Source organism: Streptomyces sp. NPDC037013, from assembly GCF_055607265.1.
Window position 1 is genome coordinate 293,232 of sequence record NZ_JBVJRV010000010.1, and the last position, 13,696, is coordinate 306,927.

The 13,696-nt window shown below is 71.9% G+C and carries 12 protein-coding genes and 1 pseudogene; 8 read left to right on the forward strand and 5 right to left on the reverse strand.

Annotation, left to right across the window (positions count from 1 at the left end):
• Position 1: 1 nt before the first annotated feature.
• A complete protein-coding gene (locus ACZ7DY_RS34060) occupies positions 2–1,066 on the reverse strand; it encodes a serine hydrolase domain-containing protein (RefSeq protein ID WP_471142553.1) in 1,065 nt (354 codons plus the stop codon).
• A 111-nt stretch (positions 1,067–1,177) separates the two neighbouring features.
• Positions 1,178–2,068 (reverse strand): annotated as a pseudogene (locus ACZ7DY_RS34065) (alpha/beta hydrolase); the annotation flags it as partial.
• A 250-nt stretch (positions 2,069–2,318) separates the two neighbouring features.
• On the opposite strand from ACZ7DY_RS34065, the gene dxr reads away from it, so the two are divergent.
• The 6 genes from dxr (at position 2,319) to ACZ7DY_RS34095 (ending at position 9,913) form a co-directional block, all read left to right on the forward strand.
• Complete coding sequence (gene dxr, locus ACZ7DY_RS34070; protein ID WP_471142444.1) at positions 2,319–3,596, forward strand: 1-deoxy-D-xylulose-5-phosphate reductoisomerase; 1,278 nt, start codon at positions 2,319–2,321, stop codon at positions 3,594–3,596.
• Positions 3,593–4,894 (forward strand): M50 family metallopeptidase, encoded by a 1,302-nt coding sequence (locus ACZ7DY_RS34075; protein ID WP_471142445.1) that lies wholly within the window; start codon positions 3,593–3,595, stop codon positions 4,892–4,894. The genes dxr and ACZ7DY_RS34075 overlap by 4 nt, the downstream gene beginning before the upstream one ends.
• Positions 4,895–5,104: 210 nt before the next feature.
• Positions 5,105–6,262 carry a flavodoxin-dependent (E)-4-hydroxy-3-methylbut-2-enyl-diphosphate synthase gene (gene ispG, locus ACZ7DY_RS34080; RefSeq protein WP_471142448.1) on the forward strand — a complete coding sequence of 386 codons (1,158 nt, stop codon included), beginning with the start codon at positions 5,105–5,107 and terminating at the stop codon, positions 6,260–6,262.
• A 455-nt stretch (positions 6,263–6,717) separates the two neighbouring features.
• Positions 6,718–7,566 carry a GNAT family N-acetyltransferase gene (locus ACZ7DY_RS34085; protein WP_471142450.1) on the forward strand — a complete coding sequence of 283 codons (849 nt, stop codon included), beginning with the start codon at positions 6,718–6,720 and terminating at the stop codon, positions 7,564–7,566.
• Between the two features lie 30 nt (positions 7,567–7,596).
• Positions 7,597–8,139, forward strand: a complete 543-nt coding sequence (locus ACZ7DY_RS34090; RefSeq protein ID WP_471142452.1) for a GNAT family N-acetyltransferase — start codon at positions 7,597–7,599, stop codon at positions 8,137–8,139.
• Between the two features lie 79 nt (positions 8,140–8,218).
• Positions 8,219–9,913: a proline--tRNA ligase gene (locus tag ACZ7DY_RS34095; protein ID WP_471142454.1), complete on the forward strand. Its 1,695-nt coding sequence runs from the start codon at positions 8,219–8,221 to the stop codon at positions 9,911–9,913.
• Positions 9,914–9,972: 59 nt separating this feature from the next.
• On the opposite strand, the gene ACZ7DY_RS34100 is transcribed toward ACZ7DY_RS34095, so the two are convergent.
• From ACZ7DY_RS34100 to ACZ7DY_RS34110, 3 genes are read right to left on the reverse strand one after another with little or no spacing between them, the layout of a single operon-like run.
• Positions 9,973–10,881, reverse strand: coding sequence for an aminoglycoside phosphotransferase family protein (locus ACZ7DY_RS34100; RefSeq protein WP_471142456.1), 909 nt, complete (start codon positions 10,879–10,881; stop codon positions 9,973–9,975).
• Between the two features lie 27 nt (positions 10,882–10,908).
• The gene (locus tag ACZ7DY_RS34105; protein WP_471142458.1) at positions 10,909–11,382 is read right to left on the reverse strand and encodes a ferritin-like domain-containing protein; all 474 of its coding nucleotides are present in this window, start codon (positions 11,380–11,382) and stop codon (positions 10,909–10,911) included.
• A complete protein-coding gene (locus ACZ7DY_RS34110; protein ID WP_471142460.1) occupies positions 11,379–11,921 on the reverse strand; it encodes a hypothetical protein in 543 nt (180 codons plus the stop codon). Before ACZ7DY_RS34110 ends, ACZ7DY_RS34105 begins: the two co-directional genes overlap by 4 nt.
• 267 nt (positions 11,922–12,188) lie before the next feature.
• Between ACZ7DY_RS34110 and rimP the strand changes: the two genes are divergently transcribed.
• Together rimP and nusA are read left to right on the forward strand one after the other, a co-directional pair.
• Complete coding sequence (rimP, locus tag ACZ7DY_RS34115; RefSeq protein WP_471142463.1) at positions 12,189–12,686, forward strand: ribosome maturation factor RimP; 498 nt, start codon at positions 12,189–12,191, stop codon at positions 12,684–12,686.
• Positions 12,687–12,688: 2 nt separating this feature from the next.
• Positions 12,689–13,678, forward strand: a complete 990-nt coding sequence (gene nusA / locus ACZ7DY_RS34120) for a transcription termination factor NusA (RefSeq protein ID WP_471142466.1) — start codon at positions 12,689–12,691, stop codon at positions 13,676–13,678.
• The last annotated feature ends 18 nt before the right edge of the window (positions 13,679–13,696 follow it).

Below are 13,696 nucleotides of genomic sequence, written 5' to 3' on the forward strand. Positions count from 1 at the left end.
CTCACCCCCCGATGCCCATCGCCCGCTGGTGCAGCGCCAGCAGCGGGGCGTCGATGGGGTGGGGCTGCGGTCTGCCCGACGAGTCGGCCTTGTTCCACCGCATGAGGTTGATCGCGAGGGAGAGCTGCCGCCCGCCGTCGGCGCGGGTCAGGGACGTCGTCCCGGCCCCCCAGACCGTACCGTCGTGGCCCCAGAAGACGCCGACGCCGGGGACCGCGACCCGGTGCAGACCGAGGCCGTAGTCCAGGGTCTTGCCGCCGTCCAGGGAGCGGACCGGGACGGTGCGCTGCATCTGCGCCAGCGACGGCTGCTCGACGATCTCGCCGGCGAGCAGTTTGCCGAAGAAGCGGTTGAGGTCGGCCGGGGTGGAGACCAGCCCGGCGCCGGTGGTCACCCAGGACGGGTCGTAGACGCTGTAGTCGCGGGGCGGGTCGATCAGGCCGTACAGCGACTCGTACATCCGCGCGTGCGGCCCCTCGATCCGCGGGCCGCAGGGGAACGAGGTGTGCGCCAGCCCGGCGGGCCGGATGACGTTCCGGGTGATGCACTCCTCGGGCGTGAGGCCGGTGACCTCCTTCAGGAGCCGGCCGAGGAGCAGGTAGTTGGTGTTGGAGTACGTCCCGAGGGCGGCGCCCGGCTCGTTTCCCGGCGGCGCCGAGAGCCCCATCTCGATCAGCTCTTCCGGGGCGAAATGCCGGAACCGGTTGTCGTCCAGGCTCTCGGGCGAGAGGTCCGCCAGGGACGGGAAGTTCTTGAAGGACGGGAACGCGTAGGGGAGGTAGTCGCTGAAGCCGCTGGTGTGGTTGAGCAGCATGCGGACCGTGACCTTCTGGCCGCGCTCTCCGGGCACCAGCTCCGGCAGGTACGTGCCGATCGGCGCGTCGAGCCGGATCAGGCCGCGGTCGACCTGCTGCAGGACCGCGGCGGCCGTGAAGGACTTGGTGACGCTGCCGACCCGGTGGTGCAGGTCCGGGGTGACGGGCCGCCCGGTCTCGATGTCGGCGACGCCACTGGCGCCGCGCCACACCTGGTCGCCGTCGCGCACCTCGGCGAAGATGCCGGGCATCCCCGCGCGGCGCACGGCGTCCAGGGCGGCTTGCAGCCCCACGGGATCAAGCCGGCCGGCGTTCTCGGCTCTGCCCGCTTCCCCCGGTCCGGGGGCCGTCGGCGCCCCGTCGGCCAGGGCCCGGCGCAGGGCCGCGCCGAGTTCGGCGACCTGGCGCCGGGACACGTCGGCGGAGAGCAGGGCCTGCGAGCCGTGGAAGGTGCCGGGCCACTGGTGCAGCTCCACGGAGACGCCCGACCGCAGCAGGCGCAGCGCGTACTCGATGTCCTCGTCCCGGTTCGGGTCGAACTCCGCGGTGGCGATGTGGGCGGGCGGCAGACCGGAGAGGTCGGCCGCGCGCGCCGGGGCGGCGTAGGGGGTGGCGGGGCGGGAGCCCAGGTAGTGCCCCCAGGAGGCGGCGATCCGGTCGCGGTTCATCCAGGGCGTCCCGGTGAAGTTCCGCTGCGACCACGTCTCCTGGCGGTCGTCGAGGCCGGCCTGGTTGAGCAGCTGGAAGCAGATCCGCGGGCCTAGCTCGTCACGGGCCCGCAGCGTCATCGCCGCCGCGAGGTTGGCTCCGGCGCTGTGGCCGCCGACCGCGATCCGGTCCGGGTCGACGCCGAGCTCCGCGGCGTGCTCGGCCGTCCACGTCAGTACGGCGTAGGCGTCGTCGAGGGCGGCGGGGAACCGGTGTTCGGGGGAGAGGCGGTAGCCCACCGAGATCACCACGGCTCCGGAGGACTCGGCGAGGTGGGCGGCGGCCGGGTGGTCGCTGTCGAGGTCGCCGAAGACGAACCCGCCGCCGTGCAGCCAGACGAGGGCGCCGCGGGCCCGGCGCGGCCGGAAGATCCGTACCGGCACCTCCGGGTCGCCCGGCACGGTGCGGTTCTCGATCTCCAGGTCCGGGGCGTCGGGGAGGGGCCGGTCGGCCGTGTGCGCGGCGAGGCTCTCGCGGGTGGCGACCGGGTCGGCCAGATCGATCCAGGGGAGCAGGGGTATGAATGCTTCGAGTTCGGGATCCATGACGGCCATCCTGATCGGGCCGCTCCCGGCGTTCATCCGCCATCCGTCGCGCATACCGCCCCGATGACGCACCGGTCGGCGCCGTCCGGGTCACCGGGACGGCCGAGCCCCCGCCGCACCGCGGAGCACGGGCCCGTGACGGTCCGCCGGGCGCACGTCGCACGGTGCGGGGCTCCCGCCGCGCGCCCCGCACGCCCCCAACCGGGCATGCCCTGTCGGAGCGGACGCGTGTTGCGGCCACAATAGGGGGATGAGCGACAGCCCATCTCCCCTCGCCGACCCGCATCTCGTCTTCGACCCCGTCTCCGTCACGGACGGGGACGGCCCGCGGGACATCGTGATCCTCGGCTCCACGGGCTCGATCGGCACCCAGGCCATCGACCTCGTCCGGCGCAACCCCGACCGCTTCCGCGTCACGGCGCTCTCCGCCGCGGGCGGCCGCGTCGGCCTCCTCGCCGAGCAGGCACGACAGCTCCGGGTGAAGACGGTCGCGGTCGCCCGCGAGGACGTCGTACCGGCACTGCGCGAGGCGCTCCGCGCGGAGTACGGGACGGGGGAGCCGCTCCCCGGGATCCTGGCCGGAGCCGACGCCGCGACGGAGCTCGCCGCCTCCGAGTGCCACACGGTGCTGAACGGCATCACCGGCTCCATCGGCCTCGCGCCGACGCTCGCCGCCCTGGAGGCGGGCCGCACCCTCGCGCTCGCCAACAAGGAATCCCTCATCGTCGGCGGCCCCCTGGTCAAGGCCATCGCCAAGCCCGGCCAGATCATCCCGGTCGACTCCGAGCACGCCGCCCTCTTCCAGGCGCTGGCCGCCGGCACCCGCGCCGACGTGCGCAAGCTCGTCGTCACCGCCTCCGGCGGCCCCTTCCGCGGCCGGACCAAGGCCGACCTCGCGCACGTCACCCCCGAGGACGCGCTGGCGCACCCCACCTGGGCCATGGGCCCGGTCATCACCGTGAACTCCGCGACGCTGGTCAACAAGGGTCTTGAGGTCATCGAGGCGCACCTCCTCTACGACATCCCCTTCGACCGCATCGAGGTCGTCGTCCACCCCCAGTCGTACGTGCACTCCATGGTGGAGTTCACCGACGGCTCGACCCTCGCCCAGGCGACCCCGCCCGACATGCGCGGCCCGATCGCCATCGGCATCGGCTGGCCCGAACGCGTCCCGGACGCGGCCCCCGCCTTCGACTGGACCAAGGCTTCGAGCTGGGAGTTCTTCCCCCTGGACAACGACGCGTTCCCGTCGGTCCGGCTCGCCCGGCACGTCGGGGAGCTCGCGGGGACGGCCCCGGCGGTGTTCAATGCGGCCAACGAGGAGTGCGTGGACGCGTTCCTGAAGGGCGCGCTGCCCTTCAACGGCATCATGGAGACGGTGACGAGGACCGTGGAGGAACACGGCGTCCCCGCCTCCGCCGGGGCGGGAACCTCCCTGACCGTCGCGGACGTCCTCGAGGCGGAGACCTGGGCGCGTGCTCGGGCACGTGAACTGGCCGGCAAGACGACCGCGGAGGCTCGTGCATGACGACCTTGATGATGATCCTCGGGATAGTCGTCTTCGTGATCGGGCTGCTCTTCTCGATCGCCTGGCACGAGCTGGGGCACCTCTCGACCGCCAAGATGTTCGGCATCCGCGTGCCGCAGTACATGGTCGGCTTCGGCCCGACCCTCTTCTCGCGCAAGAAGGGCGACACCGAGTACGGCGTCAAGGCCATCCCCCTCGGCGGCTACATCCGCATGATCGGCATGTTCCCGCCCGGTGCCGACGGCCGCATAGAGGCACGGTCGACGTCGCCCTGGCGCGGCATGATCGAGGACGCCCGCTCGGCCGCCTTCGAGGAGCTGCAGCCCGGCGACGAGTCGCGCCTCTTCTACACGCGCAAGCCGTGGAAGCGCGTCATCGTGATGTTCGCCGGGCCCTTCATGAACCTGATCCTCGCCGTGGCGATCTTCCTCGGCGTGATGATGACGTTCGGCATCAGCAGCCAGACGACCCAGGTCGGCAAGGTCTCCGACTGCGTCATCCAGCAGAGCGAGAACCGCTCCAAGTGCGAGAAGGGCGACAAGCCCGCCCCCGCCAAGGCCGCGGGGCTGAAGCCCGCCGACAAGATCGTCGCCTTCCAGGGCAAGCCCGTCGACGACTGGTCCACGCTCCAGTCGCAGATCCGCAAGACCATCGGCCCGGCCACCATCACCGTCGAGCGCGACGGCAAGCGGCTGGACCTGCACGCGAACCTGATCAAGAACCAGGTCACCCAGACCGACGGCGACGGCGCCTACGTGGAGGGCAAGTACGTCTACGCCGGCTTCCTCGGCTTCACCCCCGCCACCGGCATCGTCCAGCAGTCCTTCGGCCAGTCCGTGGACCGCATGGGCGACATGATGGAGAACGGCGTCGAGTCGATCGTCGCCCTGCCCTCCAAGATCCCCGACCTGTGGAACGCGGCCTTCGGCGACGGCGAGCGCAAGCAGGACTCCCCGATGGGCGTGGTCGGCGCGGCCCGCGTCGGCGGTGACGTGTTCACGCTGGACATCCCGCCGGAGAACCAGATCGCGATGATGCTGTTCCTCATCGCGGGCTTCAACCTCTCGCTCTTCCTCTTCAACATGCTGCCCCTGCTCCCGCTCGACGGCGGCCACATCGCCGGCGCCCTGTGGGAGTCCGTCCGCCGCAACGTGGCGAAGGTCCTGCGCCGCCCCGACCCGGGCCCGTTCGACGTCGCCAAGCTGATGCCGGTCGCCTACGTGGTGGCGGGAATCTTCATCTGCTTCACCATCCTGGTGCTCATCGCGGACGTGGTGAATCCGGTGCGGATCTCCTGACGGAACCGGACGCTCCGGCACGGGCGTCCGGATACGTGAACTTTGCGGCGGCCCGGCACCCTATGTGACGGGCCGCCCTCCATTGGGTGGAGTTTCGGACGGGATGTGTTCGGCCACTACCGGGTGCCGTAATCTCGAAGTCTGGAGCCCGCCGATCTCGGGACCTCGACTCACGCTCTTGTGATCCACACTCTTGGGGATGCTCGCCAGATGACAGCCGTTTCGCTCGGAATCCCGTCCGTTCCGACCAAGCTCGCCGACCGAAGGGTCAGCCGCAAGATCCAGGTCGGCACGGTGGCCGTCGGCGGGGACGCGCCGGTGTCGGTGCAGTCGATGACGACCACGCGTACGTCGGACATCGGCGCCACGCTGCAGCAGATCGCCGAGCTGACGGCCTCCGGCTGCCAGATCGTCCGCGTCGCCTGCCCCACGCAGGACGACGCCGACGCACTGCCGGTCATCGCCAAGAAGTCGCAGATCCCGGTGATCGCCGACATCCACTTCCAGCCGAAGTACGTCTTCGCGGCGATCGACGCCGGCTGCGCCGCGGTCCGGGTCAACCCGGGCAACATCAAGCAGTTCGACGACAAGGTCAAGGAGATCGCGCGGGCCGCCAAGGAGGCGGGCACGCCCATCCGCATCGGCGTGAACGCGGGCTCCCTCGACGCCCGCCTCCTGAAGAAGTACGGCAAGGCGACCCCCGAGGCCCTGGTCGAGTCGGCCCTGTGGGAGGCGTCCCTCTTCGAGGAGCACGACTTCCGCGACATCAAGATCTCGGTCAAGCACAACGACCCGGTGGTCATGGTCAACGCCTACCGCCAGCTCGCCGCCCAGTGCGACTACCCCCTGCACCTCGGCGTCACCGAGGCCGGCCCCGCCTTCCAGGGCACGATCAAGTCGGCGGTCGCCTTCGGCGCGCTGCTCTCCGAGGGCATCGGCGACACGATCCGCGTCTCCCTGTCGGCCCCGCCGGCCGAGGAGATCAAGGTCGGCATCCAGATCCTGGAGTCCCTGAACCTCCGCCAGCGCCGCCTGGAGATCGTCTCCTGCCCCTCCTGCGGCCGCGCCCAGGTCGACGTCTACAAGCTCGCCGAAGAGGTCACCGCGGGCCTGGACGGCATGGAGGTCCCGCTCCGCGTCGCCGTCATGGGCTGCGTCGTGAACGGCCCGGGCGAGGCCCGCGAGGCCGACCTCGGCGTCGCCTCCGGCAACGGCAAGGGCCAGATCTTCGTCAAGGGCGAGGTCATCAAGACCGTCCCCGAGTCCAAGATCGTGGAGACCCTCATCGACGAGGCGATGAAGATCGCCGAGCAGATGGAGAAGGACGGCGTGGCCTCCGGCGAGCCGACGATCTCTGTCGCGGGCTGACGGTTCCGCTGCGCGCTTGGGCGGTGGGGGAACTCTGCCCCGCCGCTTCGCGGCGGATTTCTCCCACCCACCCACCCGTTTACCCCGCACCGCAAAGCCCAGGAACCCCCTGCCCGCGCCTACGGCGACGCGACGTCGCGGGGCAAACGGGCGGGCGGGTGGGTGATCTCCTGCCGCGAAGCGGCGAAAAAGCCCCGCCCTCACCGACCGGCCCCCGCCGGCGAAACCGAAGCCCCCACGTCGAAGCGGCGAAAAAGACGCGCGCCCTCCACCCGCCGGCCCCCGCCGGCGAAACCGAAGCCCCCACGTCGAAGCGGCGAAAGACGCGAGCCCCCCACCCGCCGGCCCCCGCCCACGAGCCCAGAGCCCCCACGGACAAAAGGCACCCCCCGCACAAGGCGCCCCCGCCAGGTACAGTGCGGAGATCAGCAGACCGTATGGTGAGGCCCCCGCACGTGTTGACTCAGACCACCACCAGGGTCCTCGAACCGAGTGACCTGGACGCCGCGCTCGCCGTGCTCGGACGTGAGCCGGTCGCGAACGCCTTCGTGACCGCCCGCGTCCAGGTGGCGGGCCTCGACCCATGGCGCCTCGGCGGCGAGATGTGGGGCTGGTACGAGGACGGCATGCTGGCCTCCCTCTGCTACGCGGGCGCCAACCTCGTGCCGATCTGCGCGACCCCGCGAGCCGTCCGCGGCTTCGCCGACCGCGCCCGCAGGTCCGGCCGCCGCTGCTCCTCCATCGTCGGCCCCGCCACCCCCACCGCCCAGCTGTGGCGGCTCCTCGAACCGTCCTGGGGCCCCGCCCGCGAGGTCCGCGCCCAGCAGCCCCTGATGGTCACCGACCGGCTGCCGGACGACGTCACCCCCGACCCGTACGTCCGCCGTGTCCGCAAGGACGAGATGGACACGATCATGCCGGCCTGCGTGGCGATGTTCACCGAGGAGGTCGGCGTCTCCCCGCTCGCCGGCGACGGCGGACTCCTCTACCAGGCGCGCGTCGCCGAACTCGTCGGCTCCGGCCGCTCCTTCGCCCGCCTCGACCGGGACGGCAAGGTCGTCTTCAAGGCCGAGATCGGTGCCGCCACCGCCCAGGCCTGCCAGATCCAGGGCGTCTGGGTGGCCCCCGAGTACCGCGGCCGCGGCCTCGCGGCCCCCGGCATGGCGGCCGTCCTGCGCTACGCCCTCGCCGACATCGCCCCGGTCGCCAGCCTGTACGTCAACGACTTCAACACCGCGGCGCGAGCGGCGTACCGAAGGGTGGGCTTCCAGGAGGTCGGTGCGTTCATGAGCGTCCTGTTCTGAACACGGGCGACGCGAAGTAGGGTCGGCCCTATGACAGACGACGTCGTGATCGGGCCCCTCGACCTCGCCGCACGCGTGGACGACGCGCTGCGCGTCCAGGCCCACGCCTTCGGGCTGAGCGACGAGGAAGTGGCCGTACGGCGGCAGATCGTCCTGCGCCACACCACGTATCCAGGGGCCCGCGCGTTCGGCGCGACCACTCCCGACGACCGGCTCGTCGGCTTCGTCTACGGCATGCCCAACGACCGCCACCACTGGTGGTCCACGGTCGTCGAGCCGTATCTGCGCGGCCGCGACCTGGACGACTGGCTGGACGACTCCTTCGTCATCACCGAGCTGCACGTGCACCCCGGCCACCAGAACCGCGGCATCGGCCGCACCCTGATCACCACCATCACAGAGGGCGTCCCCGAGCCCCGCTCGATCCTCTCCGCGATCGACGTCGAGAGCCCCGCCCGCGGCCTGTACCGCTCCCTGGGCTACACCGACCTGGCCCGCCGCGTCCTGTTCCCCAGCGCCGCCAAGCCGTACGCCGTGATGGGCGCCCCGCTGCCCCTGCCGCGACGGGTCTGAGCGACAACCGATTTCCGCCCGCGCCCGGGCCCCGGCTAACCTCCTGGACATCACCCTCACGCAGCAGGAGTTAACAATCATGGCCCAGGTCCAGCGCATGTCCCGGTTGATGGTCAAGACGCTGCGCGACGACCCCGCGGACGCCGAGACGCTCAACCACAAGCTGCTGGTCCGGGCCGGCTACGTCCGCCGCACCGCCGCCGGCATCTGGACCTGGCTGCCGCTCGGCAAGAAGGTCTACGAGAACATCGCCCGCGTGGTCCGCGAGGAGATGGACGCCATCGGCGGCCAGGAGGTCCTCCTGCCGGCCCTGCTGCCCAAGGAGCCCTACCAGGCATCGGGCCGCTACGACGAGTACGGCGACCTGCTCTTCCGCCTCAAGGACCGCAAGGGCGCCGACTACCTCCTGGGCCCGACCCACGAGGAGATCTTCACCCAGGTCGTCAAGGACCAGTGCTCGTCCTACAAGGACCTGCCGGTGATCCTCTATCAGATCCAGACGAAGTACCGCGACGAGGCCCGCCCGCGCGCCGGCGTGCTGCGCGGCCGCGAGTTCCAGATGAAGGACTCGTACTCCTTCGACACCACGGACGAGGGCCTCGCCGAGGCATACGCCCTGCACCGCGGCGCCTACCAGAAGATCTTCGAGCGCCTCGGCCTCGACTACCGCATCGTGTCCGCCATTTCCGGCGCCATGGGCGGCTCGGCCTCCGAGGAGTTCCTGGCCCCGGCCCCGGCCGGCGAGGACACCTTCGTGGACTGCCCGTCCTGCGACTACGCCGCCAACACCGAGGCCGTCACCTTCGCGCTCGCCCCCGTCGACGGCTCGGCGCACGGTCCGGTCGAGGAGCTGGACACCCCGGACACCCCGACCATCGAGACCCTCGCCGAGCACCTCGGCGTCCCGGCGTCGGCGACCCTGAAGAACCTCCTGGTCAAGGTCGACGGCGAGATCGTCGCCGTCGGCGTCCCCGGCGACCGCGAGGTCGACCTCGGCAAGCTCGGCGAGCACCTGGCCCCGGCCGAGGTCGAGCTGGTCACCGCCGAGGACTTCGAGGGCCGCGACGACCTCGTGCGCGGCTACGTCGGCCCGCAGGGCCTGGACAAGGTCCGCTACATCGCCGACCCGCGCGTCGCCCCCGGCACCTCCTGGATCACCGGCGCCAACCAGCAGGACAAGCACGCCAGGAACGTGGTCTGCGGCCGCGACTTCGAGGTCGACGACTACCTCGACGTCGTCGTCGTCGAAGAGGGCGACCCGTGCCCGAAGTGCGGTGCCGGCCTCAAGCTGGACCGCGCCATCGAGATCGGCCACATCTTCCAGCTCGGCCGCAAGTACGCCGACACCTTCCAGCTCGACGTCCTGGGCAAGGAGGGCAAGCCGGTCCGCGTGACCATGGGCTCGTACGGCATCGGCGTCTCCCGCGCGGTCGCGGCGCTCGCCGAGCAGACCGCCGACGACAAGGGCCTGTGCTGGCCCAAGGAGATCGCCCCGGCCGACGTCCACGTCGTCGCCGCCGGCAAGGCCCTCCAGACGGAGCTGGCCCTGGACGTCGCCGAGAAGCTGGGCGCCGCGGGCGCGCGCGTCCTCGTGGACGACCGGGCCGGGGTCTCCCCGGGCGTGAAGTTCACCGACGCCGAGCTGATCGGCGTCCCGCAGATCCTCGTCGCGGGCCGCCGCTCCGCCGAGGGCGTGCTTGAGCTGAAGGACCGCCGCACGGGCGAGCGCGAGGAGCTCACCGTCGACGAGGCCATCGCGCGCCTCACCGCCTGACCCGGACACCCGCGAAGGGCGCATCCCGTATGACGGGGTGCGCCCTTCGCGCGTACCCGCTACAGCCAGCCCGCGAACTCCAGGAGGAGCTCCGCGTCCTGGGGCCGCCCCACCCGCAGCGCCCGGACGCCCGACTCGACGGCCCGGAACAGCGTCCAGCCGCGCAACCGCTCCTGGTCCACCTCGAGGGACTCGGCGAGCTTCTTCACGCGCCGCCGTGTGATCGAGGCGCCGGACGGCGAGGCGATCAGATCCTCGACCCGGTCACGGACCAGCCGCGCCAGATCGAAGGCGGGGTCGCCGACGACCGGGTCGGGACCCACGGCCAGCCACGGCAGGCGGTCCCCGGCGAGCACCTTGCTCTGCCGGAACGTGCCGTGCAGCAGCCGCGGCGCCACGCCCCCGGCCTCCTCGGCGAGCAGCGCGTCGCGGGCCGCGAGCGCCGCGTCGACCAGCGGCTCGACGTCTTCCTGTGTCCGCACGGAGGCCCGCATCGCGTCGGCCTGCCGTCCCGTCCGCTCGGCGACCGTCTCGAAGCGGTGCCCCGCGGGCGGCTCCACCCAGAGCCGCCGCAGCGTCCCCGCCGCCTCCAGCAGGGCCTTCGCCTCGGGGAGCGAGCGCACGGAGACGTCGCGGTGCAGCCGTTCGAGGAGCAGCGCCCCGTCCGAGCACTCGGGGTCGAGCAGCCGGGCGGCGCCGAGTCCGCCCCAGTGGGCGAGGGCGGCACGCTCGCTCTCCGGGCGCGAGCGGGGCGGCACCAGCTTCAGGACGGCGGGCGTGCCGTCGGCCTGCCGCACCATCAGCACGAGGCCGCTGCGACCGCCGGGGACGTGCACCCGCTCGACGGTCAACTCGCGTAGAGCGACGGACTGTTCGACTGCCTCGGGCAGCTTCTCCAGCCAGTCGTCGCCGTCCCGCGCCGTCTCGCCGAGTGCGGTGACGAGGCGCTGCGGCGGTTCGAAAGCCATGCGCGGGTGGTTCCCTTCCTGAGCGCGTTACGCCTTGGGGGTCGCCGGTGCGGATTCAGGTGTCGACCGCTCGGCGAGCCCAGGGAAGGCTACGCTCCCGCCCCGCCAGCGCGCCGCCCGGACCGCGGCCTCGCGCAGCGCCCGGGCCGCGGTGCCCCGCCGGGTGCCCGACGAGGCGCGTACGAGATCGGAGTAGACGCCCGCCACCCGGTCCTCCAGCTCGGCGGCGAGGCGTGCGGCCGCAGCGGGGTCCGGCACCGGGAAGGGCAGCGAGTACGCCGCGTCCGCGGGCTGCGGTTCGCCGCCGAGGTCGCGCACCGCGCGCTGCAGCTCGTCGCGGCGGGCGCGGTGCGCGTCGTAGGCCGTGCGCGCCTCGGCCCTGCGCTTCTCGCCGATCCGGCCGCCGACGACGCCGTAGCCGTACACGGCGGCGTGCTCGGCGCTCAGGGCGGCCTGTACGGCCTTCAGCTCCGCGTCCTTCGACGCGCTCGTGGTGCTCACTTGTCGCCCTCCGTCAGCAGATACGCGTGGGCGGCGCCGGCGGCGGCCACCGAGGCCAGCAGCCTGCCCTGTTCGGCGGGGGCGTCCACGAGGGCCTCGCCCCGGCGGTCGGCGAGTTCGCGCTCGGCCCTGGCCAGTTCGCGTACGGCCTTGTCGGGGTCGGGGGAGACGGAGGGCTTCGGCGCGGGGGCCGCCGAGGCGGACGGGGAGCCAGGGCCCGACGGGGCGGCGGAGCCGGTCGCGCGCTCGTCCGAGAACGCCTCCGCGTGCCGCAGCACCTCGGCCCGCAGCGGTCCGAGCCGCCCGGCGAGCGAGGGGTGCGCCGCGAGCACGGCGTCGTACCGGCGCAGCAGCTCCCGGCTGTCCTTCGCCGCACCGGCCCGCAGCCGCCGCTCGGCGGACGTACGTTCGCCGGCGGAGCCGCCGGAGTCCGTGCAGCCCGCGAGCAGCGCCGCCGAGGCGAGGCCGGCGGTCCCGGTCAGCAGACTCCTTCGGCGCGGTCCGGGGCGGGACCGCGGAGCGGTGAGATACGACGGCACGGCAGACGTCCTCGGAAGGAAGGCCAAAAGGCGCGAACGAGAAGGGAGCGGAAAAGAACGGAAAGGGACGGAAACGGAGATCCGTGGGCACGGGCCCGGTGATCACCGTACCTTCGGACCGCCTCCGTACCGGCGATCGGCTCGGAACGGAGCGGCGCATCGTCCCGCCCGTGGGCGGCAACACCCCTTCGGACCGGATACCCTTTGACCTGACACGCAGACTTGCAACGCACCCACAACAGCACACGCGGCCGAGGAGTCACCCGGATGAGCACCACCCAGAGCGAGAGGCTGCGGCAACTACTGGAACCGCTCGTCAGCTCCCAGGACCTGGATCTCGAAGAGATCGAAGTGGCCTCGGTCGGACGCAAGCGAGTGCTGCGGGTCGTCATCGACTCCGAGGACGGCGTGGACCTCGACACGATCGCGGAAGTGAGCCGCCTGCTCTCCGCGAAGCTCGACGAGAGCGACGCCATGGGCGAGGGGGAGTACGACCTGGAGGTCGGTTCCCCCGGCGCCGAGCGGGCCCTGACCGAGCACCGGCACTATGTCCGCGCCGTGGACCGCCTCGTGAAGTTCCAGCTGACGGAGGGCGGCGACATCACCGCCCGCATCCTCGCCGTGGACGACGAGGGCCTCGACCTCGAGGTGCCCGGCGTGAAGGGCCGCAAGGCCACGTCCCGCCGCCTCGCCTTCGACGAGATCGACAAGGCGCGCGTGCAGGTCGAGTTCAACCGCAAGGACAAGAAGGAAGAGGAGGCGTAGCCGTGGACATCGACATGAGTGCCCTGCGGGGTCTGGTCCGGGAGAAGGAGATCTCCTTCGACCTCCTCGTCGAGGCGATCGAGTCGGCCCTCCTCATCGCCTACCACCGCACCGAAGGCAGTTTCCGCCGTGCCCGGGTGAAGCTGGACCGCGACACCGGTCACGTGACGGTATGGGCGACCGAGGACCCGGCGGACCTCGAAGAGGGCCAGGAGCCCAAGGAGTTCGACGACACCCCCTCCGACTTCGGCCGCATCGCCGCGACCACCGCCAAGCAGGTCATCCTGCAGCGGCTGCGCGACGCCGAGGACGACGCGACGCTCGGCGAGTACGCGGGACGCGAGGGCGACATCGTCACCGGCGTGGTCCAGCAGGGCCGCGACCCGAAGAACGTCCTGGTCGACATCGGCAAGCTGGAGGCCATCCTGCCGGTGCAGGAGCAGGTGCCGGGCGAGGAGTACCCGCACGGCATGCGCCTGCGCAGCTACGTCGTACGGGTGGCGAAGGGCGTCCGCGGTCCGTCCGTGACGCTCTCGCGCACCCACCCGAACCTGGTGAAGAAGCTCTTCGCGCTGGAGGTCCCGGAGATCGCCGACGGTTCCGTCGAGATCTCGGCCATCGCCCGCGAGGCCGGCCACCGCACCAAGATCGCGGTCCGTTCGACGCGATCGGGACTGAACGCCAAGGGCGCCTGCATCGGCCCGATGGGCAGCCGTGTGCGCAACGTCATGGCCGAGCTCAACGGCGAGAAGATCGACATCGTCGACTGGTCCGACGACCCGGCCGACATGGTCGCCCACGCGCTCTCCCCGGCCCGCGTCAGCAAGGTCGAGATCGTCGACCTCGGCGCGCGTTCGGCCCGGGTGACCGTGCCGGACTACCAGCTGTCGCTCGCCATCGGCAAGGAGGGGCAGAACGCCCGCCTGGCCGCGCGGCTCACGGGCTGGCGCATCGACATCAGGCCCGACACGGAGCAGCCCGCCGACCAGTGAGGGCCCGCGGCCGGGGCG